Annotated in this window: 23 protein-coding genes; 13 read left to right on the forward strand and 10 right to left on the reverse strand. The window is 70.2% G+C overall.

Translation table 11 applies throughout. The features are described from left to right. The first annotated feature begins 7 nt into the window (after window positions 1-7). Window positions 8-1501: a glycoside hydrolase family 3 protein gene (locus AC5P1C_RS31035; protein WP_493869267.1), complete on the forward strand. Its 1494-nt coding sequence runs from the start codon at window positions 8-10 to the stop codon at window positions 1499-1501. A gap of 157 nt (window positions 1502-1658) precedes the next feature. On the opposite strand, the gene nagB is transcribed toward AC5P1C_RS31035, so the two are convergent. After that, entirely contained in the window at window positions 1659-2444 is a 786-nt protein-coding gene (gene nagB / locus AC5P1C_RS31040; RefSeq protein ID WP_493869268.1) for a glucosamine-6-phosphate deaminase, read from the reverse strand. Between the two features lie 223 nt (window positions 2445-2667). After that, window positions 2668-3438, reverse strand: a complete 771-nt coding sequence (locus tag AC5P1C_RS31045) for an SDR family oxidoreductase (protein ID WP_493869269.1) — start codon at window positions 3436-3438, stop codon at window positions 2668-2670. A gap of 93 nt (window positions 3439-3531) precedes the next feature. On the opposite strand from AC5P1C_RS31045, the gene AC5P1C_RS31050 reads away from it, so the two are divergent. Both AC5P1C_RS31050 and AC5P1C_RS31055 read left to right on the forward strand, forming a co-directional pair. Beyond that, window positions 3532-4128, forward strand: a complete 597-nt coding sequence (locus tag AC5P1C_RS31050; protein WP_493869270.1) for a TetR/AcrR family transcriptional regulator — start codon at window positions 3532-3534, stop codon at window positions 4126-4128. Window positions 4129-4455: 327 nt separating this feature from the next. After that, complete coding sequence (locus AC5P1C_RS31055) at window positions 4456-5922, forward strand: sensor histidine kinase (protein ID WP_493869336.1); 1467 nt, start codon at window positions 4456-4458, stop codon at window positions 5920-5922. Between the two features lie 197 nt (window positions 5923-6119). On the opposite strand, the gene AC5P1C_RS31060 is transcribed toward AC5P1C_RS31055, so the two are convergent. Beyond that, window positions 6120-6377, reverse strand: a complete 258-nt coding sequence (locus tag AC5P1C_RS31060) for a WhiB family transcriptional regulator (RefSeq protein ID WP_016639615.1) — start codon at window positions 6375-6377, stop codon at window positions 6120-6122. A 318-nt stretch (window positions 6378-6695) separates the two neighbouring features. Further along, entirely contained in the window at window positions 6696-7664 is a 969-nt protein-coding gene (locus tag AC5P1C_RS31065) for a diacylglycerol/lipid kinase family protein (protein ID WP_493869271.1), read from the reverse strand. 92 nt (window positions 7665-7756) lie between these two features. On the opposite strand from AC5P1C_RS31065, the gene AC5P1C_RS31070 reads away from it, so the two are divergent. After that, window positions 7757-8209 carry a hypothetical protein gene (locus AC5P1C_RS31070; protein WP_493869272.1) on the forward strand — a complete coding sequence of 151 codons (453 nt, stop codon included), beginning with the start codon at window positions 7757-7759 and terminating at the stop codon, window positions 8207-8209. Window positions 8210-8269: 60 nt separating this feature from the next. Here the strand turns inward: AC5P1C_RS31070 and AC5P1C_RS31075 are convergent, their stop codons facing one another. From AC5P1C_RS31075 to AC5P1C_RS31085, 3 genes are all read right to left on the reverse strand, one after another. Beyond that, window positions 8270-9343 carry an RNA polymerase sigma factor SigF gene (locus tag AC5P1C_RS31075; RefSeq protein WP_493869273.1) on the reverse strand — a complete coding sequence of 358 codons (1074 nt, stop codon included), beginning with the start codon at window positions 9341-9343 and terminating at the stop codon, window positions 8270-8272. Next, window positions 9340-9753 carry an ATP-binding protein gene (locus tag AC5P1C_RS31080; RefSeq protein WP_363308118.1) on the reverse strand — a complete coding sequence of 138 codons (414 nt, stop codon included), beginning with the start codon at window positions 9751-9753 and terminating at the stop codon, window positions 9340-9342. Before AC5P1C_RS31080 ends, AC5P1C_RS31075 begins: the two co-directional genes overlap by 4 nt. A 247-nt stretch (window positions 9754-10000) precedes the next feature. After that, window positions 10001-10261, reverse strand: a complete 261-nt coding sequence (locus AC5P1C_RS31085; protein WP_493869274.1) for a UBP-type zinc finger domain-containing protein — start codon at window positions 10259-10261, stop codon at window positions 10001-10003. A gap of 46 nt (window positions 10262-10307) precedes the next feature. Between AC5P1C_RS31085 and AC5P1C_RS31090 the strand changes: the two genes are divergently transcribed. Next, the gene (locus AC5P1C_RS31090) at window positions 10308-11906 is read left to right on the forward strand and encodes a Na+/H+ antiporter (RefSeq protein ID WP_493869275.1); all 1599 of its coding nucleotides are present in this window, start codon (window positions 10308-10310) and stop codon (window positions 11904-11906) included. On the opposite strand, the gene AC5P1C_RS31095 is transcribed toward AC5P1C_RS31090, so the two are convergent. The 3 genes from AC5P1C_RS31095 to AC5P1C_RS31105 all read right to left on the reverse strand — a co-directional run bounded on the left by AC5P1C_RS31095 (window position 11885) and on the right by AC5P1C_RS31105 (window position 13879). Continuing rightward, window positions 11885-12823, reverse strand: a complete 939-nt coding sequence (locus tag AC5P1C_RS31095; RefSeq protein WP_493869276.1) for a 1-aminocyclopropane-1-carboxylate deaminase/D-cysteine desulfhydrase — start codon at window positions 12821-12823, stop codon at window positions 11885-11887. The two genes, AC5P1C_RS31090 and AC5P1C_RS31095, sit on opposite strands and share 22 nt — an antisense overlap. An 80-nt stretch (window positions 12824-12903) precedes the next feature. Then, complete coding sequence (locus AC5P1C_RS31100; RefSeq protein ID WP_493869277.1) at window positions 12904-13494, reverse strand: N-acetylmuramoyl-L-alanine amidase; 591 nt, start codon at window positions 13492-13494, stop codon at window positions 12904-12906. Between the two features lie 136 nt (window positions 13495-13630). Next, on the reverse strand, window positions 13631-13879 hold the full coding sequence (locus AC5P1C_RS31105) for a hypothetical protein (protein ID WP_493869278.1): 249 nt from the start codon (window positions 13877-13879) through the stop codon (window positions 13631-13633). Between the two features lie 243 nt (window positions 13880-14122). On the opposite strand from AC5P1C_RS31105, the gene AC5P1C_RS31110 reads away from it, so the two are divergent. The 8 genes from AC5P1C_RS31110 (at window position 14123) to AC5P1C_RS31145 (ending at window position 21069) form a co-directional block, all read left to right on the forward strand. Next, window positions 14123-15529: a family 2B encapsulin nanocompartment shell protein gene (locus tag AC5P1C_RS31110; protein ID WP_493869279.1), complete on the forward strand. Its 1407-nt coding sequence runs from the start codon at window positions 14123-14125 to the stop codon at window positions 15527-15529. Between the two features lie 117 nt (window positions 15530-15646). Next, window positions 15647-16741, forward strand: coding sequence for a family 2 encapsulin nanocompartment cargo protein polyprenyl transferase (locus tag AC5P1C_RS31115; protein ID WP_493869337.1), 1095 nt, complete (start codon window positions 15647-15649; stop codon window positions 16739-16741). A gap of 174 nt (window positions 16742-16915) precedes the next feature. After that, on the forward strand, window positions 16916-17536 hold the full coding sequence (locus tag AC5P1C_RS31120) for a GNAT family N-acetyltransferase (protein ID WP_493869280.1): 621 nt from the start codon (window positions 16916-16918) through the stop codon (window positions 17534-17536). A gap of 64 nt (window positions 17537-17600) precedes the next feature. Beyond that, complete coding sequence (locus AC5P1C_RS31125) at window positions 17601-18413, forward strand: ANTAR domain-containing protein (protein ID WP_493869281.1); 813 nt, start codon at window positions 17601-17603, stop codon at window positions 18411-18413. Window positions 18414-18524: 111 nt separating this feature from the next. Further along, a complete protein-coding gene (locus AC5P1C_RS31130) occupies window positions 18525-18803 on the forward strand; it encodes a hypothetical protein (protein ID WP_493869282.1) in 279 nt (92 codons plus the stop codon). A gap of 73 nt (window positions 18804-18876) precedes the next feature. After that, window positions 18877-19947: an SdpI family protein gene (locus AC5P1C_RS31135; RefSeq protein ID WP_493869283.1), complete on the forward strand. Its 1071-nt coding sequence runs from the start codon at window positions 18877-18879 to the stop codon at window positions 19945-19947. Window positions 19948-19951: 4 nt separating this feature from the next. Further along, on the forward strand, window positions 19952-20311 hold the full coding sequence (locus AC5P1C_RS31140) for a GntR family transcriptional regulator (RefSeq protein ID WP_493869284.1): 360 nt from the start codon (window positions 19952-19954) through the stop codon (window positions 20309-20311). Window positions 20312-20355: 44 nt separating this feature from the next. After that, window positions 20356-21069, forward strand: a complete 714-nt coding sequence (locus AC5P1C_RS31145; protein WP_493869285.1) for a nucleotidyltransferase domain-containing protein — start codon at window positions 20356-20358, stop codon at window positions 21067-21069.

Genomic DNA, 21069 nt, shown 5'->3' on the forward strand with positions numbered 1-21069 from the left:
ACGCCTTATGACGACACTCACCCGCCCCACCGACACCCTGACCCGCGACGCCCTGACCGTCCTGCAGCCCGGCTTCGTCGGGACCAGCGCGCCCGACTGGCTGCTCCGCAGGATCGGTGAAGGCCTCGCCTCGGTCGGCCTGTTCGGCCGCAACATCGCCTCGCCCGAACAACTGGCCGCGCTGACGGCCCAGTTGCGCTCCGAGCGCGACGACGTCCTGGTCGCCATAGACGAGGAGGGCGGTGACGTGACCCGCCTGGAGGTCCGCTCCGGCTCCTCCTTCCCCGGCAACCACGCGCTCGGCGCGGTCGACGACACGGGGCTCACCCGTGACGTGGCCGCCGAGCTCGGCCGCCGGCTCGCCGCGTGCGGGGTCAACCTCAACTGGGCGCCGTCCGCCGACGTCAACTCCAACCCGGACAATCCCGTCATCGGCGTACGGTCCTTCGGCGCGGACCCGCTCCTGGTGGCCCGGCACACCGCCGCGTACGTCGAGGGGCTGCAGTCGGCGGGCGTCGCCGCCTGCACCAAGCACTTCCCGGGGCACGGCGACACCGCGGTCGACTCGCACCATGACGTGCCGCGCATCGGGGTGGCCCCCGAGGTGGTGCGGGCGCGTGACCTCGCGCCGTTCCGGGCCGCGATCGCCGCGGGCTCGCGAGCGGTGATGAGCGCGCACATCCTGGTCCCGTCTCTGGACGCGGAGTACCCGGCAACGCTCTCGCGCCGCATCCTGACAGGCGTCCTGCGCGAGGAACTCGGTTACGACGGCCTGATCGTCACGGACGGCATGGAGATGCAGGCCATCTCCGCGACGTACGGCATCGAGCGCGGCAGCGTCCTTGCCATCGCAGCGGGCGCCGACGCGATCTGCGTGGGCGGCGGCCTCGCGGACGACGAGACGGTCCTGCGCCTGCGCGACGCGCTGGTCGGCGCCGTCCGCACGGGCGAACTCTCCGAGGAACGCCTCGCCGACGCGGCAGCCCGCGTCCGTGCGCTGGCCCACTGGACCTCGTTGCCGGGCGCGCCCGACCGTTCGGGGGGCGCGCCCGGCAACGAGATTGGCCTGGTAGCGGCCCGCCGCGCCCTGACGGTCACCCGCGGCGAGTCCTACGCGGCCCCGCTCACCGAAGCCCCGTACGTCGCCGCCTTCACCCCGATGGCCAACATCGCGGTGGGTGACGAGACCCCGTGGGGCGTGGCCGCCGAGCTCGAACGCCTGCTCCCCGGCACGGAGACGGGCAGCTTCACCGGCGCGGACGCGGGTGCGCTCGCGCTGGCCGAGGCGGGGGAGCGGCGGATCGTGGCCGTCGTCCGCGACGCCCACCGCCACGCGTGGATGGCGGAGGCCCTGAACACGCTCCTGACGGCCCGCCCCGACACGATCGTGGTCGAAATGGGCGTCCCCCAGTCATCCCCGACGGGCTCCCTCCACATCGCCACACACGGCGCGGCAAGGGTCTGCGGCCTGGCGGCGGCTGAGGTGATCACCGGGGGTTAGGAGCGCCCCGAAGGGGCGCGGGGCTTACATATGCGGCTCCGCCGCGTGGGCGCGATCAGCCCCCACGCACCCGCAGGTGGGGCACAAGCAAAAAGGTGCCGGGGCCGCCCCCAGTAGGGGGCGCCCCGGCACCTTCGCACAAGGCCCAGGGGCCCGACTAAAGCCCCTGCCAGGCAGGCTTCGCCGCAAACGTGGCCCGGAAATACTCCCCAAGCTTCAGCTTGGACGCGGCAGCCTCGTCCACGACGACCGTCGCATGCCGATGCAACTGCAGGGCCGACGCCGGAACAACCGCGGCCACGGGCCCCTCCACCGTCGCGGCCACCGCATCCGCCTTGCCCTCACCCGTGGCAAGCAGCACCAGATGCCGGGCCTCCAGGATCGTCCCGATCCCCTGAGTGATCACGTGGTGCGGCACCTGCTCGATGTCCCCGTCGAAGAAGCGCGCGTTGTCCACCCGCGTCTGCTCCGTCAGCGTCTTGATCCGCGTACGCGAGGCGAGCGAGGAGCACGGTTCGTTGAACCCGATGTGCCCGTCCGTGCCGATGCCGAGCAGTTGGAGGTCCACGCCGCCGGCCTCCGCGAGCTCCCGGTCATACGCCTCGCAGGCCGCCTGTACGTCCTGCGCGCTGCCGTCGGGACCCATGAAGGACTTCTCGCTGAGCCCCAGTGGCTCGACGACCTCGCGCAGCACCACGGAGCGGTAGGACTCGGGATGCCCGGCGGGCAGCCCCACGTACTCGTCGAGCTGGCAGATCCGCGCCCGCGACGCGTCGACGGCACCGGAGCCGACCTTGCCGGCCAGGGCTTCGTAGATGGGCAGCGGGGTGGATCCGGTGGCGACACCGAGCAGGGCGTCAGGCTTACGGCGCACCAAGGCGGCCATGGCCTCCGCGATGAGCTCGCCGCCTGCCTTGGCGTCCGGGACGATGACAACTTCCACGCTGGGCCTGCCGATCTGGAGAGGGGACTCACGGGTCTGAGGAGAGGACCCATGGGCAATGTGGTATAGACCAATCTAGCAGAGCTGGCCCGCCTGAGCCCAGGCTCCCGGGCATCGGTTCCCGGCCCTCGGTCCGGGTCTTCAGGTCCGGTCCGCACCCGTGTTCCATGCTCGACTCTCCGGCCCGCCCCCGCCCGTCGAGCGGGCAACGCCCCGCTCGCGCCTACGCCAGCGAGCCTCCCGTCACGTCTATCCACTGGCCGGTGACCCAGCGCCCGTCGTCCGAAGCGAGGAACGCGACGGCGTCGGCTATGTCCGCCGGGGTGCCGACCCGGCCGAGCGCCGACATCGCCGCCGCGCCCGCCCAGGCGTCCTTGTTCTTCTCGCCGCGCAGCCAGGCGGCGTTGATGTCCGTGTCCACGATCCCCGGGGCCACCGAGTTGACCGTGATCCCGCGGGCGCCGAGGACCTTGGAGAGGTTCCGCGTGAACACGTCCAGAGCGCCCTTGGTCATGGCGTACGTCATGATCTCCGGCATGACCGCGGCTTGTGAGAGGCCTGATGAGATGTTGATGATCCGCCCTCCGTCGCGCAGCCGCCGCTCGCCGAGCTGGGTGATGAAGAACGGCGCCTTGGCGTTGACCGCGAACAGCCGGTCGTACTCCGCTTCGTCGGCCTCCGTGAACGGTCGCGAGGTGCCGATCCCCGCGTTGTTCACCAGGATGTCCAGGCCGTCGGCCTGTCGGTCGAACTCGGCCCACAGGGCCTCGGCGTCCCCCGGGACGCCCAGCTCCGCTCCGAAGGCGAAGGCGGAGCCGCCCGCGGCCTCGATCGCCGTGACCGTCTCCTTCGCCGCCGTGTCATTGCTGCCGTAATGCACGGCGACCCGTGCGCCGTCCCGCCCCAGACGCTCGGCGATGCCCCGCCCGATGCCTCGGCTGCCGCCTGTGACCAGCGCCGTCTTCCCCGCAAGCTTTCCCGCAAGCGCGCCCATGAGAGTCGCCCCCTATTTCTCTAGTGGTCGTTACAGAAAGAACCGTAGCGGACTCCGAGCCGTTTTTCTAGCGCCCGCTATACAATTCACTCCATGGCGACGAAACAGCGCGGACGCCCCCGCTCCTTCGACCGCGAGACCGCGCTGGAGAAGGCCCTGAGCACCTTCTGGGAGCAGGGGTACGAGGCGACGTCGGTCACGGACCTCACCCGTGCCATGGGCATCGGCGCCCCCAGCATGTACGCGGCCTTCGGTGACAAGCAGTCACTGTTCGAGGAGGTCGTGGTGTTGTACGGCCAGACGCACGGCTCCTTCGGCGAGCGCGCCTTCGCCGAGGAGCCGACCGTCCGCGGCGGCGTCGCGCGGATGCTGCACGAGGCCGCGGACAAGTACACGGAAGCCGGGCACCCGCACGGCTGCCTCGTCATCTGCGCCGCGACGAACTGCGCGACGCCGGAGGTCGAAGCCGCCCTGCGCGACCGGCGCAACGCCAACATCAGCTCCATCGAGACCCGCATCAGGGCCGCCGTCGCCACGGGCGAGCTCCCCCCGCGGACGGACGCCCCCGCCCTGGCCCGCTACACCGGAGCCGTGCTCCAGGGCATGTCCCAGCAGTCCCGGGACGGCGCGACCCGGCAGGAGCTGGAAGCGGTCGCCGAGCTGGCGATGCGGGTCTGGCCGGACGCATGAATCCGCCGGGCGACATGTGAGAGAAAGAGACAACAACAAACATCTGTCCACGCGTAGACACAGGTGAATGGTCTAGTCCACAATGCGTTGGTAAAGCATCCGCTCTTCCCGCACAGGAGAGCGGACCGAGGAACCGGCACTCTCTGCCCTGACCGTGTCGGCTCCTCCGACCGGCCGTCCGGTACCGCACATTCCGGTGGTCGGTGTTCCTGAAGGGCTGCGGTGCCGTGGGTGGGTTGAGGGTCCCGCCCTGGCGCCGCGGCTCGTCGGGAATCTCCCGGAGCGGGCCCACCGGACGTGCCAGGTACGCTCGCACACGTGCCCTCCATGAACGACCTCGTACGCCAGCACACCGCTCTCGGTGACTCCGATCTCGAGTGGCTGCATCTGCTGGTATCGGAGTGGCAACTGCTCTCCGACCTCTCCTTCGCCGACCTGGTGCTGTGGGTCCCCACCCGCGACGGCACCCGCTACGTCTCCGTGGCGCAGATGCGGCCCAACACCGGCCCCACCTCCTACCAGGACGACATGGTCGGCCACCTCGTCCCGCGCGGACGCCGCCCACTGCTCGACGCCGCCCTGGACGAGGGCCGCATCGTGCGCGAGGGCGACCCCGAGTGGCGCGAAGAGGTCCCGGTGCGGGTCGAGTCCATCCCCGTACGCAGGGAAGGACGCGTCCTGGGGGTCATCGCGCGCAACACGAACCTGCTCACGGTGCGTACGCCCTCGCGCCTGGAGCTGACCTACCTTCAGTCGGCGTCCGACCTGGCCCAGATGATCGCCGCCGGGTCCTTCCCGTTCCCCGGCCAGCAGGTCGACATGGACGCGTCCCCGCGCGTGGGCGACGGTCTGCTCCGGCTCGACGCGGACGGCATCGTCCAGTACGCGTCGCCGAACGCGCTCTCCGCCTACCACCGCCTCGGCCTCGCCGCCGACCTCGTCGGTCACCACCTCGGCACCGCGACCGCCGAACTCGCCCCGTCCCGCGGCCCGGTGGACGAGGCGCTTGCCAAGGTCGCCAGCGGCTGGGCGCCCCGCGAGTTCGAGATCGAGGGCGGCGACGGCGTGATCCAGCTCCGCGCGATCCCGCTCAAGCCCAAGGGCCCACGCATCGGCTCGCTCGTCCTGCTCCGCGACGTCACCGAACTGCGCCGCCGTGAACGGGAGTTGATCACCAAGGACGCGACCATCCGGGAGATCCACCACCGGGTGAAGAACAACCTCCAGACGGTCGCCGCACTCCTTCGCCTGCAGGCGCGCCGCATCGACTCCGCCACCGGCCGCGAAGCCCTCGAAGAGGCCGTACGCCGCGTGGGCTCGATCGCCATCGTGCACGAGACGCTGTCCCAGAACCTGGACGAGCGCGTGGAGTTCGACGAGATCGCCGACCGCGTCCTCGCGATGGTGGCGGAGATCTCACCCGGCAAGGTCACCGGCCGGCGCACCGGACGCTTCGGCATCCTGGACGCCGAGGTCGCGACCCCGCTGTCCATGGTCCTCACGGAAGTTCTGCAGAACGCCTTGGAGCACGGCTTCCAGGAAGGCGACACGGGATCGGTCGAGGTCTCCGCCGTACGCGGCGGCACCAGCAAGGACACCCGTCTCCTGATCACCGTCCAGGACGACGGCATCGGCCTGCCCGACGGCTTCGATCCGCACCGCTCGGGCAATCTCGGCCTGCAGATCGTCCGCACGCTGGTCGAGGGCGAGATGGGCGGCACGTTCGACATGGTGCGGGCCCCGGAGCGCGGCACGCAGGTCGTCCTCGACATTCCAGTGCGCGGCGACAAGTAGCGCGCGCCGGTACGCCATACGGCACTTGGCATGCGGCACGGCATACGGAAAGCAGTGAGCCCCGGACCGAAGTGGTCCGGGGCTCACTGCTCACGTTGCGTTGCGCATCGGGGGTACTGCGCGGCTGCGGCTCGGGGGCGGGAGATGCGTACTCGCTGTACGCGCCGCCGGGCTCAGGCTCGTAGGGGGCGTGAGCGTCAGGCGCTGGCCTGGCGTGCACGGTTGCGAGCGGCGCGGCGCTTCATTGCGCGGCGCTCGTCCTCGCTGAGGCCACCCCAGACGCCGGAGTCCTGGCCGGACTCGAGCGCCCACTGCAGGCACTGCTCCATGACGGGGCAGCGGCGGCAGACGGCCTTGGCTTCCTCGATCTGCAGCAGCGCAGGACCGGTGTTGCCGATGGGGAAGAAGAGCTCGGGGTCTTCCTCGCGGCAAACGGCGTTGTGACGCCAGTCCATGGCTGCTACCTCTCCTTGGTATTACATGCAGGTTGCTTGTGAATGTGAACGCTTTCACGAATCCCCCGACAGCGGAAGGGACTTTCGTCACATACGCGACGATGTCCTATGCGTTGAGGAGGGGGTTCTGGCTCTCTGTGGGGCCGATGTTGCGGGCCGTCCCGATCGCCATGTAGAGATTCGCAAACCTCGGCGGCGGATACAACCCCTTCTGGCAAGTTTTTTTTGATTCCTCAGTGTCGGCTGGGTCACAGCCGTACTTCCATGGGGTGGACCCTGGCCTAAACGTTCGAGTGAAAGGACTTTGGGCCCTTCCACTCACACAATCACACGCAGTGCACGGCGTACGCCTGTGAACGTCACGCTCGTGCGCAGCCCCAGGTGGTCACCGTCCATCTGAAGGGGGAGCGGCACCTTTGAATGCAAGGTGAAGTCGGTGAGGTCATGGAGCGTAACCGCGTGCTTGCCGTGTGGTCCGCGATCGGGCGTCGAGGTCAGGAGCTGCGTCCCGTACCGGGCCACCGCGGAGGTGGAGAGCTTCTTCAGACCGAGCACGTCGAGGCCGGTGTCGAAGGAGGCCTGCGGGGACGCGTACATCGGGCGATTGCCCAGGTAGGTGTAGGGAGAGGTGTTGCAGACTATGGAGAGCACGAGGTCGGTCACCGGGTCCTCGCCGGCCCGTTCCAGCGTGATCATTCCGTTTCTGCGGTGCGGCTCGTCGAGGAACTGACGGAACACCTGGCGCAAATACAGCGCATGGGTGGACCGCTTCCCGCGCTCCCTCTGTTGTTCGACCCGTCCCACCACTCCGGCGTCGAAACCGAACCCGGCCGCGAAGGTGAACCAGCGAGCGGGGACCGCTTCGTCCTCCGTGCCGGGGGTGCCCGACACCTGGCCCAGGCTCACTGTCCGTTCGCTTCCCTCACGCAGGGCGTCGAGAAGGGCGCCGGTCGCCTCCACGGCGTCGTTCGGCAGACCGAGTGCGCGCGCGAAGACATTGGTGGAGCCGCCGGGGACGACGGCGAGGCGGGGCAGGCGGTCCGGGGCGGGCCCGTTGTGCAGCAGGCCGTTGACGACCTCGTTGACCGTGCCGTCCCCGCCGAGGGCGACGACCAGCTCGATGTCCTTGCTCTCCGCGGCCTGTCTGCCGAGGTCCCGGGCATGGCCGCGGTACTCCGTGGTGACCGCCTCGAGCTTCATCTCGCTCGCCAGCGCATGGATCAGTACGTCACGCGTGCGCGCGCTGGTGGTGGTTGCCGCTGGGTTGACCACAAGGAGTGCACGCATGCGAAGCAGCGTACCTAGCCGTCTTTACCCGGCCTAGACCGAGGGTGCGGACCGGGAGCCGGAGCGCGGACACGCACAGCTACCCTGCAAGGGTGAGTACTGAGCGGAACCCCACCCCCGAAGCCCCGGAATCAGGCCCGCGTCCCGGACGCCTGACGGCCGCCGCGGCCCTCGCCGCGCTGGAGGGCGTCGCACTCATCGCCGCCGGTGTCTACATGCTCGTGATGGGCCTCGCGGGTGACCCGGACAACCCGGAACAGGCCACGACGGGCGGCGTCACGCTGATCGTCCTCGCGCTCCTGCCCCTGCTCGCCGCCCGCGGTCTCCTGCGGCGCCGCAGCTGGAGCCGGGGGCCCGCCATCATCACGCAGATCATGGCGCTTCCGGTGGCCTGGCAGCTGCTGCAGGCCGACAGCATGGCGATCCCGGCGGGCATCGCGCTCGCGGCCGTCGCGGTCGCCGCGCTCGTCCTGCTGGTCAATCCCGCCACGACCGAGGCCCTCGGCATCAAGGGCCCGGGGAACGTACAGGACGACGTGAAGTAGACGCCGTCCCGCACGAGACGTCCTGAAGGAGCAGACCCGGAGGGGCGGTCTGCTCCTTCGTCACTCCTCGACGAGGAGCTTCTCGCGCAGCTGCGCGAGTGTGCGGGCGAGGAGCCGGGAGACGTGCATCTGGGAGATGCCGACTTCCTGTGCGATCTGCGACTGCGTCATGTTGCCGAAGAACCGCAGCAGCAGGATGCGCTTCTCGCGCGGTGGAAGGTCTTCCAGGAGCGGCTTGAGGGACTCCCTGTACTCGACGCCCTCCAGGGCCTCGTCCTCCGCGCCCAGGGTGTCCGCGACCGCCGGGGACTCGTCGTCCGTGTCCGGGACGTCCAGGGACAGCGTCGAGTACGCGTTGGCCGACTCAAGGCCCTCCAGGACCTCCTCTTCGGAGATGGCCAGTTTCTGGGCCAGCTCGTGCACCGTGGGGGAGCGGCCGTGCTGCTGGGACAGCTCGGCGGTCGCCGTGGTCAGGGAGAGCCTGAGCTCCTGGAGACGCCGCGGGACCCGGACCGCCCAGCCCTTGTCGCGGAAGTGGCGCTTGATCTCGCCGACGACCGTGGGCGTCGCGTACGTGGAGAACTCCACGCCGCGCTCCGGGTCGAAACGGTCCACGGACTTGATCAGGCCGATGGTGGCGACCTGCGTCAGGTCGTCAAGGGGCTCGCCGCGGTTGCGGAACCGGCGGGCCAGGTGCTCGACGAGCGGCAGGTGCATACGGACCAGCTTGTTGCGCAGCTCCGCGTACTCCGGGCTGCCGTCCTTCAGCTCGCGCAGCTCGATGAACATCGCGCGTGCACCGCTGCGGTCCTGCGGATTATGCCGGGTGTGCTGCTGCTCACCGTGTTCGCTCATGTATCCCGCCCGTTGCGCGCCGCCCCGCGGGGAGGGCTTTGCGCGCTCCTCCTGGGCGGTCGGCTCTGCCTGCTCCGACGCGTCAGCCACAGTCGATGGACCCGGCTGCTCCGAGTCCTCCGGATGCGGCCTGGCCTGCTGCTCGGGGATGCCCGTGAACGCCGGCTCCATCGGAGCCTCACGCCCCAGCGGCGGCTTTATCGGCGTACCTCCCCGACCGCCGGGCAGACCTTGTGTGTCGCGCTCTTCGTCCCGCACCGGCCCCTCCCCGTCCCTCACGCCGGCCCGGGTCCCGCGCCGCGCTTCTTGTAGAGGCTGATCGAGACGGTGTTGTCCTCGGCCACGGAGGAGTCGACCTGACCCGCGAGGGCGGACAGCACAGTCCAGGCGAAGGTGTCCCGTTCCGGGGCCCGGCCGTCGGTGGTCGGCGCCGAGACGGTCACCTCCAGGGAGTCGTCGACGAGCTGGAAGACGCAGCTGAGCACCGAACCGGGCACGGCCTGCTGGAGCAGGATCGCGCAGGCCTCGTCGACCGCGATGCGGAGGTCCTCGATCTCGTCGAGAGTGAAGTCCAAACGCGCCGCGAGGCCGGCCGTGGCCGTACGCAGCACCGACAGGTAGGCACCCGCAGCCGGAAGGCGGACCTCGACGAAGTCCTGATTCCCGGGCTCGCCTGCGATCTGGGACACCCTCACCTCCAAGGTGGTACAAGCACTTTCGGGGCTCCAGGTCCGCCGTCCAGCGGCGGTCCGGACTGCGTCACACGGGTAACGCACCACGTAGTTCTGCGGTGACGCTACCGCGCTCCCCAGTTCCGTGTCCCGGGGACCCCGCTCCATTGCTGTCACTCATAGTAAGCCTAAGGGTACGGAGAGTGGCTAGGGGTCTCGCGGTCCCAATTGGAGAGTACGGGCGTCGGGTTGACGTACCCAGGCCTCAGACGATCGAACCGTCCACGAAGCACCAACGCCAGCTCTCACCCGGTTCGAAGGTCCTCATCACCGCGTGCCCGGTGTCCTCGAAGTGGGCCGTCGCGTGCCGGAAGGGCGAGGAGTCGCAGCAGCCCACATGACCGCAGTCCAGGCAGAACCGCAGTTGCACCGGGTGACTGCCGACCGCGAGGCACTCGGGGCAGGTCTCGCTCAGCGGCGCGGGCTCGGGGTGCGGCAGCGCTGCGACGTGCGGGCACTCGTTCATGATTGCCAGGTTACGACGGGAACGCGTATCGCGGAGGGCTGGACCGATGGACGTATTGCCCCTGGTGGCACTGATCGCGGCGAGCGCGGCGGTGGCCGGAGCCGCGCGCTGGACGCCCGTGCCCGCGCCGCTGCTGCTCGTCGCGGTGGGACTCGGGGCCGCGTACGTGCCCGGGGTCCCGGACTACCACCTGGACCCGCACATCGTGCTGCCGCTGATCCTGCCGCCCCTGCTGCACACCGCGGCCCTGGAGAGCTCGTACCTCGATCTGCGCGCCAACATCAGACCCGTGGCGCTGCTCTCGGTCGGGTACACGCTGTTCGCGACCGTCGCCGTCGGCTGGGCCGCGTATCTGCTCATCCCTGATCTGCCGCTGACCGCCGCGCTGGTGCTCGGCGCGGTGATCGCGCCGCCGGACGCGGTGGCGGCCACGGCCATCGCGCGGAAGGTGGGGCTGCCGCCACGGATCACCACGATCCTCCAGGGCGAGTCCCTGGTGAACGACGCGACCGCGATCACCGCCTACAAGGTCGCCCTGGCGGCGGCGGTCGGCGAGGGCGCGAGCTGGGCGGGCGGGATCTGGGAGTTCCTGGTGGCCGCGGTCGGCGGGGTCGGCGTCGGACTGATCCTCATGGTGCCGATCCACTGGCTGCGGCGGCACATGAAGGAGGCGATGCTGCAGAACACCCTCTCCTTGCTGATCCCCTTCGTCGCGTACGCGGCCGCCGAGCAGGTCGGTGCCTCCGGAGTGCTCGCCGTGGTCGTCGTCGCCCTGTTCCTGGGCCACCGCTCCTGGGAGGTCGACTTCGAGACGCGGCTCCAGGAGGCCGCCGTCTGGAAGGTGGTCGCGTTCATCCTGGAGTCGGCGGTCTTCGCGCTCATCGGCCTGCAACTGCCGCTCGTGATCGAGGGGCTGGGTGAGTACAGCGGGGCCCAGGCCGTCTCGTACGCCCTGGGGGTCTTCTTCTTCGTCGTGCTCGCGCGCTTCGTCTGGTCGTACCCGGCGACCTATCTGCCGCGGGCCCTTTCGACGCGCATCAAGGAGCGGGAGAGCGACATGGACTGGCGGCGGCCGCTGATCGTCAGCTGGGCCGGGATGCGCGGCGTGGTGTCGCTGGCGATCGCCTTCTCGATCCCGCTCGTCATGGACGACGGGGAGCCGTTCCCCGCGCGCAATCTCGTGCTCTTCCTGACCTTCACCACGGTGATCGGCACGTTGGTCGTGCAGGGGCTCTCGCTGCCGTGGCTGATCCGGGTCCTGAAGCTGCCGGGGCGCGACACCCAGGCGGAGACGCTCGCGGAGGCGCAGGCGCAGAACGCCGCCTCGCAGGCCGCGGAGCGGCGGGTGGACGAACTCATGGAGGACGAGCGCAACCGCCTCCCGCAGCCCCTCCAGGACCGTCTGCGCACCGTCCTCGAGCGGCGCCGCAACTCCGTCTGGGAGCGGCTCGGTCAGTCCAACCCCGTGACGGGCGAGTCCGCGGACGACACCTACCGCAGGCTCGCCCGGGAGGCGATCGCCGCGGAGCGGGAGGTGTTCGTGACCATGCGGGACGAGCGGCGCATCGACGACGAGATGATGCGGACGCTGCTGCGGAAGCTGGACCTGGAGGAGGCAGCGGCCTACCGGGAGGTCGAGGACTGACCCGTGGGCGGCACCGGGTCCGTGGCGGTGATCACGGCCGTCACGCTGCTGCCGGGGGGAAACGTGCCCTCTTCGGAGAGGGCTGTCAGCGCGTAGAGGAGCTTGGCCACGTAGACGCGCTCCACCGGAATGCCGTGCCGGTCCTCGAAGTCGTTTGCGAACGCGGTGAGTTCAGGAGACGTGCGGGCGTAGCCGCCGAAGTGGAAGCGCTCGTCCAACTGCCAGTTGGCGGTGGGTGAGCCGAACGTCCGCTGTTGCAGCGCCCGTATCTCCGGGCCGAGGAAGCCGCCCTTGAGTACGGGTATGCCCAGCGCGCGCTGGTCCGGGGCGAGGCCCGCGGCCATGCCGGCCAGGGTGCCGCCGGTGCCGCAGGCCACGGCCGCCGTGTCGGTGTGGCCGCGCAGCTCCTCGCCCAGGGCCGTGCAGCCTTGTACGGCAAGGGAGTTGCTGCCCCCTTCGGGGATGACGTAGGGGGCGTTTGCGCCTGTCGTACGCAGGAGGGCGGCCAGGACCTCCGGGTGGGTCTTCCTGCGGTACGTCGATCTGTCGATGAAGTGCAGGCGCATTCCGTCGGCCGCGCATTGCGACAGCGACGGGTTCAGGGGGCGCCCGGCGAGTTCGTCGCCGCGGACGACGCCGACGGTGTCCATGCCGAGGAGGCGGCCCGCCGCGGCGGTCGCCCTGAGGTGGTTGGAGTAGGCGCCGCCGAAGGTCAGCAGGGCGTCGTGGCCCGCTGCCACGGCGGCGTCCAGGTTCAGGAAGAGCTTGCGGTACTTGTTGCCGGGGAGGTCCGGGTGGATCAGGTCGTCCCGCTTGAGGGTGAGAGTGACGCCGTGCCGCGTGAATCGGTCGTCCCGGAGCTCCTGGAGCGGGGACGGGAGCCGGGGGTGCGGGGTGGTCGGCGGGGTGGTGCTCACCCCGCCATTCTGCCCGGCGCCGTGCCGGCGGGCACGGGCACGGGCACGGCACGGTCTGCTCGCCGGAGTCGCCCCCCGGCTTACTTGAGGCGCTCCTCGATGCGCTCCCGCATGGTCTTCATGGTGAAGCCCCGGGGGTCCACCTTGCCCGGCTGCCATTCGAGGTGGCCGATCACCGAACGCTGGTTCCAGCCGTGGTGGCGGCAGATGGCTGCCGAGACCTTCTCGATGGCCTCCAGCTGCGCGTCGGGCCAGGGATCCTTTCCGTCGCCGAGGTTCTCGCACTCGAAGCCGTAGAAGTGGCGGTTTCCGTCGGTGTTCGCCTCGTTGTCCGGCGGGAGCGCCTTCTCGGCGATGACCGCGCGCAGGACGTCGTCGTCGCCCAGGCCCGCGTGGTTGGCGCGGCCGTACCCGACGAGGTGGACGCGGCCGTCCTTGGTGATGACGCCGTGACAGAGCGGGCCGGGCAGCGAGGCGTGCCCGTCACGGCAGATCTCCACCGTCCGCGCACTTCCGGACGTGACCGTGTGGTGGATCATCACGCCGTGCACGGGCCCCCAGGGCCCCTTGTGGTTGCGGTTGTGGTGAGGCCAGTCGCCGACTTCGACGACCGTCACGCCTTCGTCCTTGAGTACGTCGAGAAAGCGGGCCGCGGACATGGGTGGGGCCATGGCGGGTTCCTTTGCGGAGCACGACGGCCGCCTGTCGCGGACGTCTTGTTAGTCCGCTTTTACCGGAACGACGGTGCCCGGACCAGCCATTCGGATGTATTCCGTGGCTGTTCGGGCACCGTGCGAGCCGATTCGGTCAGCCGCGGTGGTCGCCACTGTGCAGGAACGCGTCGCCGTTCGTCGCGATGTGCGCTTCGAGCGCCTGCAGGGCCTGCTGGGTGGCGTCGGGGGTGCCCGTGCCGTGCTGCTGCGCGTAATACGCCGCGCCCAGCTTCTTCAGGAGGTCGCCGCCCGTGCGCTGCGCCTGGACCTCGTCGATCTTCTGCTTGCCCTGGGTGAGTCCGCGCTGCGCCTGTTCCTTGGCGCGATCCAGGAAGCCTGCCATTGCTGTCTCCTACGGATTGGTGCGGATTGGTACATATCGGTGCAGACAGAATATCGCTCGTGTCCTGTTGAACGGGTGCACGGATCTTGGAGTTCCCCGCCGTCGGGACGCCGGTTCCTGGTACGCGGGTGAGTGCCCCGTCTCGCGTGATCCATTCCCGCTCGTTTGTGTAATGGCGCGCGCACGCACCGTGCTGGAAGGGTTGTCGGTGCAGATCAGCGCTTGATCGGGAGGGCATTGCCAATGTCGGTAGGCGAAGAGGTTCGCGCGGAACAGTCCGGGCCGCAGCAGAGCTTGGGGACGTCGGCCGCACGGAATCTGGCCACCACCACCAAGTCCGCACCGCAGATGCAGGAGATCAGCTCACGCTGGCTCCTGCGGACACTGCCATGGGTGCAGGTGCAGGGCGGTACGTACCGGGTGAACCGAAGGCTGAGTTACTCGGTCGGCGACGGCCGGGTGACGTTCGTGAAGACCGGAGACCGGGTGCAGGTCATCCCCGCGGAGCTCGGCGAACTGCCGGTCCTGCGGGACTACGAGGACATCGAGGTCCTGGGGGAGCTGGCCCAGCGCTGCCAGCAGCGGGAGTTCGCCGCGGGCGCCGTCATCACCTCCTTCGGCAGCCAGGCCGACGAGGTGTTCCTGCTCGCGCACGGCAGGGTCGAGAAGATCGGCACCGGTCCGTACGGCGACGACACGGTCCTCGGATCGCTCGCCGACGGTTCGTACTTCGGCGAGCAGGCCCTGCTCGACCCGGAGGCCATCTGGGAGTACACGACGCGCGCGGTGACCGCGTGCACCGTACTCACGCTGCCCCGTCAGGACCTGGATCAGGTCGCGGAGCGCGCGGACTCGCTGCGCGAGCATCTGCGCCGGCTGCGCTCCATCCCGGCCCAGCGGACGAACAAGTTCGGCGAGGCGCCCATCGACCTCTCCGCGGGACACGTCGGCGAAGCCGTGCTCCCGGGCACGTACGTCGACTACGACGCGGCACCCCGCGAGTACGAACTGAGCGTCGCCCAGACCGTTCTGCGCATCCACACGCGCGTGGCCGACCTCTACAACCAGCCGATGAACCAGACCGAACAGCAGCTGCGGCTGACGGTCGAGGCGCTCAAGGAGCGCCAGGAGCACGAGCTGATCAACAACCGAGAGTTCGGACTGCTCAACAACTGCGAGTACGAACAGCGGCTGCAGCCGCACGACGGCGTACCGAGCCCGGACGACATGGACGAACTGCTCAGCCGCAGGCGGGGATCGAAGCTCTTCCTGGCCCACCCGCGCGCGATTTCCGCGTTCGGCCGCGAGCTCAACAAGCGCGGCCTCGTGCCGGAGACCATCGACATGGGGGGTAACCGCATCCCCACCTGGCGCGGGGTGCCGATCTTCCCATGCAACAAGATCCCGGTCACCGAGGCCCGCACCACCTCGATCATCTGCATGCGTACGGGCGAGGAGGAGCAGGGCGTCGTGGGCCTGCACCAGACGGGTATCCCGGACGAGATCGAACCGAGCCTGTCCGTGCGCTTCATGGGGATCAGCGAGCAGGCGATCATCTCGTACCTCGTGTCGACCTACTACTCCGCGGCGGTCCTCGTGCCGGACGCGCTGGGGGTCCTGGAGAACGTCGAGATCGGCCGCTGGCGGTGAGGCCGTGTCTGTGGACGCCCCGCCGGGTAGACCCCTTCCGTACGCGCCCACAGGCCCAGGAATCGCCACCGTCCGCATCCTCCCCGGGGTGAGTCCATGACGGATACGACGACGGACATGACGGAGACGGGGCAGGGACCCGCCGTAGATCACGAGGCGTCCGAAGCGGCGGAGATCCTGACGGCGGCGCGGCTGCGCGTCGACCCCGAGCTGCGCAGGGCGATCGACTCGCTGCCCGGGGCGATGCGCCGCATCGCGCTCTACCACTTCGGCTGGGAGCTGGCGGACGGCACACCGGCGGCCGGGCACGCGGGCAAGGCGATCAGGCCCGCGCTCGTGCTCGCCGCGGTGCGCGCGCTGGGCGGGAACCAGGCCATGGCCGTCCGGGCCGCGGCGGCAGTGGAGTTGACCCACAACTTCACGCTGCTGCACGACGACGTCATCGACCACGACACCACCCGCAGGCACCGGCCCACCGCATGGACCGTGTTCGGTAAATCCGACGCGGTCCTGGCTGGTGACGCGCTCCAGGCGCTGGCGCAGCGGCTGCTCGCCGATGACCCGCACCCCGGGTCCTCGGCGGCGGCCGCCCGGCTCGCCTCCTGCGTGGTGGAACTCTGCGAGGGCCAGCAGGCGGACGGCGCGCTCGAACGGCGCGGCCCGGACGAGGTCACGCTCGACGAGTGCCTCGCCATGGCCGAGGCCAAGACGGGGGCGCTGCTCGGCTGCGCCTGCGCGCTGGGGGCGCTGTACGCGGGGGCGGGGCGGAGCACGGTGGACGCGCTCGACGGATTCGGCCGTGAGGCGGGGCTCGCCTTCCAGCTGATCGACGACGTGATCGGCATCTGGGGCGATCCGGGGCACACCGGCAAACCGGCCCGTGCCGATCTCGCGGCCCGCAAGAAGTCCCTGCCGGTGGTCGCGGCGCTGGCTTCGGGCACCCCGGCCGCCACCGAACTGGCAGAGCTGTACGGACGGCCGTCACCCGGCCCCCCGAAGCACTCAGAGGAGGACAGTCACCCCGAGAAGGCCGACGACCTGGAACGCATGGCGCACGCCGTCGAGGCGGCCGGCGGCAGGGACTGGGCGCTGCTGCACGCGGGCGACCGGATGTCCCGCGCGATCAACCAGCTCGCCCGCGCGGTGCCCGACCCGGAGGCGGCGGGTGGCCTGCTGGCGCTCGCGGAGTTCGTGACGCGGCGTACGCACTGAACGGGCCGAACAGGGCGGTCGTACGCGACCGTCGAGCTCCGCACTCCGCCGGGATCCGGCCGGGGTGCGGGGCTCGCCCGTGTGCCGGGACGCGATCACCTAGGCTGCAGCCGAAGCAACCGGCGGATCGATGCACGCAGTTGAGCGTGGTCGAGGGGCAATAAGGGGCGGGCTGTGGGCGTAGTGATCCGGAGGGCCGGGGAGAGCGACAGATCGGACGTGGTCCGGTTGCTCGACGAGGCGTTCATCGACGATCCGGTGAGCAGCTGGGTCTTCCCCGGCGAGGAGCATCGCCGCCGCAGGCACGCCGGCCTGATGGAAGCCTTCTTCGACCTCGCGCTGGGCCAGGGCTTCGTCGACGTCACGGAGGACGGCACGGCCGCCGCGCTGTGGTGGTCCGTCCCCGCGGGTGAGCAGGAGGGCGAGGAGGAGGGGCCCGCGCAGCTTCGCGCGGCCGTCGACCCGGACAACGCCCGCGTCGAGGAGATCGGCAGGCTGACCGGCGAGGCGCACCCGACCGACCGGGCCCACCAGTACCTCCACATGATCGGCGTGAGCCCCGAGCGACAGGGCGAAGGGCTCGGCTCCGCGCTGATCGGCGCCGTTCTCGACCGGTGCGACCGCGAAGGGCTGCACGCCTATCTGGAGGCGAGCAACAGCCGCAGCCGCGCACTGTACACACGGCTCGGATTCCATTTCACTGGAAATGCCGTCGAATTGCCGGAAGGGCCGCAGCTGTGGCCGATGTGGCGGGAGCCTGTGCCTTTTGGCGTGAGTGGTCGCCACAGCAGCTGATTCGCCTAAAGTCGTTGCAGTACCGCTGTGTTGTCCGGAGGCGCAACGAAGGGCGGCTAGCCTCATGTCCCGCGAACTGCCCCACGAAGTGGCCGACGAACTGTCCGGTGAACTGTCCGACGAGATGACCCGTGAAGTGTCCGCTGCCACGTCCCGCGAACGACTTCTGGCGGAGACATTCGTGGAGTTGGCCGATTCCTTGACCGAGGGCTTCGACGTCGTCGAGTTGCTGCGGAGCCTGGCCGCACGCTGCGTGGAACTGCTCGGGGTCTCGGCCGCGGGTGTCCTGCTGGCGGATGCCCAGGGCGAGTTGGGGCTCGTGGCCACGTCCGGCGAGGACGCCTGGGTGCTCGAGCTGTTCGCCCTGGAGCAGGAGGCGGGGCCGAGTCTGGACTGCTACCGCTCCGGCACGGCGCACACGAACGTCGACCTCGGCAGCCTGGAAGCGTTCGCCGCCTGGCCGCAGTTCGCGGCGTGTGCCCTGGAGACCGGCCACGAGATGCTGCAGGTGCTGCCCCTGCGGCGAGGCGAGCAGGTCATCGGCACGCTGAACCTGTTCCAGGCGAAGCCGCAGGCGCTGGGCCCCGACAATCTCGGGCTCGCGCAGGCACTCGCGGACGTCGCCGCGATCGCCGTACTGCAGCGGCGTTCCCTGGAGCGGAGCGAGGTGGAGCGCGGCCGGTTGCAGGAGGCGCTTACCAGCAGGATCGTCATCGAGCAGGCGAAGGGCGTGCTCGCCGAGCGCTGGAAGTGCACGGTCGACGAGGCGTTCGCGGCGCTGCGGCAGTATGCGCGGGCGAACCGGCTGCGGCTCGCGGAGTGCGCGCGGCAGGTGGTGGAGGGGAAGCTCGACACGGATGGAATGCGACGGGGGTGAGGCGACGGTTCAGCCTTTGCCTTTCTTCCCCCTGCGGGGAGAGGGAAAGTAATCCGAGCCCAGAGTTCCGCGAAGCTTCCCGGTCCGGGCCGGCCGCCATATCCTGCGCGTATGGGCAGCGATGGGAGCCGGTCCGGCCCCCGCCCGCAGGGCGAGCCGGTGTGCGCGAGCTGTGGACGGCCTGTCGGTACGGCCATCAAACGGCGCAAGCGGATGGGTGTGTTCGTCCCTGTGTGGGGCCCCGGTCCGTGCCACAACCCGCGGTGTGACGCGTGCGTCGACGAACGCGAGGAGCGCGAGGAGCGCGAGGAGCGCGTGCAGGGCGTGATGCTCGCGGAACCTGAACCGGTCGAGGCGGAGCCCGCGCCGGCGCGCTCCGACGACGACTGAGGCACGAGGATCGACCCTTCGCCCTTCCGTGTGTCTCCATTGTTCTACTAGGATGCTAACAATGGAGGTTTTCATGGCATCGGTTGCTGGCTCATCCCGTCGTGACACCCGTGACGCCCGTCATTTCGGTGACGCTCGCGTCGCGCTGCTCGGCGCGCTCCCCTTCGTACTCGGACTCGCCGCCGACCTGGCGGTGTACGCGACGGTCCGTGATCAACTGCCCGGCCGGCTTGCCCGGCACTTCGGTGGCGATGGGGAGGCGGACGGCTATGTGGGGCACGGCGGGTTCCTCGCGATGCTGGTCGCGGTGTTCGTCGTGCTCGGCGCGGTCAGCGCCTTCCTTGCGCTGAGGAGTGACTTCGCCACCTACCGGCGCGGACTCCGCGGGCTGCTCGCCGGTGCGTACGCGACGTCCGGGCTCCTGGCCTGGGTGATGGGCGCGAGCCTGGTCGCCAACCGCGGCACCGCGGACGGTACGGCGGCGGTGTTCCCCCTGTGGCAGCTCGCTGTCGCGGTCGGGGTCGCCGGGCTCGCGGCGGGCATGGGGGCGGGGCTCGCGCGGTTCGTACCGCTGCCCGACACGCGTCCGCCGCTGGGTCCGGGCGGTCAAGTGGGCGCGGAAAGGCTCGACTTGGGGCGGGACGAGGTCGCCGGCTGGGTGCGGCGGACAGGCTCCCGGGTGCTGAGCGGGATGGGCGTCGCCCTTGCGGTCGCGGGCGTCGTCACCATGGGGCTGACGGACGGCAGCTGGCTCACGCCCCTGTCCCTGTTCGTGCCCGGAGTGCTGATCGCCGCGCTCGCGCGGGCCTGCGTCACCGTGGACCGGCGTGGGCTCACGGTGTCGCCGGGCCTTGTGTCCTGGCCGCGTATCCGGTTGCCGCTGGACCGCATAGAGCGGGCGGACAGCCGCCGGGTCAACGCCTTCGCGGACTACGGGGGTTGGGGCTACCGCATCGTGCCCGGACGTTCCGGCGTCATCATGCGGTCGGGCGATGCGCTGGTCGTCCGGCGGACGAACGGCAAGGACTTCGCCGTCACCGTGGAGGACTCCGCGACGGCCGCCGCGCTCCTGAACACGCTGGTGGAGCGGCTGGACCAGGCAGGCGAAGCAGGCGGTATCGCTCCTCAGGACGGGCGGCGCTGACAGCATGCTGTTCCGGATCGACACGACTTCGTCGGTACCGCTCGCCGACCAGATCGCCGGCTGCGCGCGCCGCGCCGTCGCCGACGGCTCGGTACGGCCGGGCGAGCGCCTGCCCGCGGCGCGGATGCTCGCCGACTCCCTTGGGGTCAACGTCCATACGGTGCTGCGGGGTTACCAGCGGCTTCGCGACGAGGGCCTGATCGAGCTGAGGCGGGGGCGCGGCGCGATCGTCGTGGACGGCGCCGTGGCGCAGGCGCGGGCTCAACTGGGGGAGCGGGTCAGGGCGTTCGTCGCCGAAGCGCGGGCGCTGGGGCTGTCGGAGGACGAGGTGCGGTCCCTGGTGGACGCGGAACTGGGGGCGTGAGGCATGGGGGGCGTGAGGTGTGAGGGCGTGAGAGGGGGCTGGTGATGCGTACGGAGACCCCGTGGGGGCCCTGGGAACCGGCCCCGCCGGCGGAAGTCGCCGACCTGTTCGGGCAGTCGGACGTCCCGTGGTGGATCGCCGGTGGATACGCGGTGGAGCTGGCCGTCGGGCACGCTTTCCGGGAGCACGCCGACATCGACGTAGCCCTGCTGCGCCGCGATCAGCTGGCCGTGCAGGACGTGCTGCCGCGTTGGGAGTGGTGGGCCGCCGATCCACCGGGGACACTGCGGCGGTGGCTGCCGGGGGAGGTGCTGCCGTCAGGCGTGCACGACATCTGGTGCAGGGCCGGGGCGGGGGAGCCGTGGCGCATTCAGATCATGCTGGAGGAGTCTGAGGAGTCTGAGGAGTCTGAGGAGTCTGAGGAGTCTGAGGCGTCCGAGGCGTCCGAGGACTCCGCGAAGGTCGGGGAATCCGGCGGCCCCGTGTGGGTGTCGTGCCGTGACCCGCGGGTGCGGCGGCCCCTCGAAGAGATCGGCCTGGTCGGCCCGGACGGCATCCCCCGCCTTGCGCCGGAGATCCAGCTCTTCTACAAGGCGAAGTCACTCCGCCCGAAGGACGAGCGGGACTTCGACGCGGCACTCCCCGTGCTGTCCGAGCCCCAACGGGTGTGGCTGGCATGGGCGGTGGAGACCGTGTACGGCGCACACCCATGGGTCGCGCGACTGCGGGGGGTATGGTCCGACAGTTCCGGTTCGTGA

The organism is Streptomyces sp. A18, from assembly GCF_059026065.1.

Coding starts and splice junctions, on each gene's coding strand:
- AC5P1C_RS31035 (WP_493869267.1), top strand. CDS start 8: ATGACGACACTCACCCGCCCCACCGACACCCTGACCCGCGACGCCCTG.
- AC5P1C_RS31045 (WP_493869269.1), bottom strand. CDS start 3,438: ATGGGCGCGCTTGCGGGAAAGCTTGCGGGGAAGACGGCGCTGGTCACA.
- AC5P1C_RS31050 (WP_493869270.1), top strand. CDS start 3,532: ATGGCGACGAAACAGCGCGGACGCCCCCGCTCCTTCGACCGCGAGACC.
- AC5P1C_RS31055 (WP_493869336.1), top strand. CDS start 4,456: ATGAACGACCTCGTACGCCAGCACACCGCTCTCGGTGACTCCGATCTC.
- AC5P1C_RS31060 (WP_016639615.1), bottom strand. CDS start 6,377: ATGGACTGGCGTCACAACGCCGTTTGCCGCGAGGAAGACCCCGAGCTC.
- AC5P1C_RS31065 (WP_493869271.1), bottom strand. CDS start 7,664: ATGCGTGCACTCCTTGTGGTCAACCCAGCGGCAACCACCACCAGCGCG.
- AC5P1C_RS31085 (WP_493869274.1), bottom strand. CDS start 10,261: ATGAACGAGTGCCCGCACGTCGCAGCGCTGCCGCACCCCGAGCCCGCG.
- AC5P1C_RS31090 (WP_493869275.1), top strand. CDS start 10,308: ATGGACGTATTGCCCCTGGTGGCACTGATCGCGGCGAGCGCGGCGGTG.
- AC5P1C_RS31100 (WP_493869277.1), bottom strand. CDS start 13,494: ATGGCCCCACCCATGTCCGCGGCCCGCTTTCTCGACGTACTCAAGGAC.
- AC5P1C_RS31105 (WP_493869278.1), bottom strand. CDS start 13,879: ATGGCAGGCTTCCTGGATCGCGCCAAGGAACAGGCGCAGCGCGGACTC.
- AC5P1C_RS31110 (WP_493869279.1), top strand. CDS start 14,123: ATGTCGGTAGGCGAAGAGGTTCGCGCGGAACAGTCCGGGCCGCAGCAG.
- AC5P1C_RS31115 (WP_493869337.1), top strand. CDS start 15,647: ATGACGGAGACGGGGCAGGGACCCGCCGTAGATCACGAGGCGTCCGAA.
- AC5P1C_RS31125 (WP_493869281.1), top strand. CDS start 17,601: ATGTCCCGCGAACTGCCCCACGAAGTGGCCGACGAACTGTCCGGTGAA.
- AC5P1C_RS31130 (WP_493869282.1), top strand. CDS start 18,525: ATGGGCAGCGATGGGAGCCGGTCCGGCCCCCGCCCGCAGGGCGAGCCG.
- AC5P1C_RS31135 (WP_493869283.1), top strand. CDS start 18,877: ATGGCATCGGTTGCTGGCTCATCCCGTCGTGACACCCGTGACGCCCGT.
- AC5P1C_RS31140 (WP_493869284.1), top strand. CDS start 19,952: ATGCTGTTCCGGATCGACACGACTTCGTCGGTACCGCTCGCCGACCAG.
- AC5P1C_RS31145 (WP_493869285.1), top strand. CDS start 20,356: ATGCGTACGGAGACCCCGTGGGGGCCCTGGGAACCGGCCCCGCCGGCG.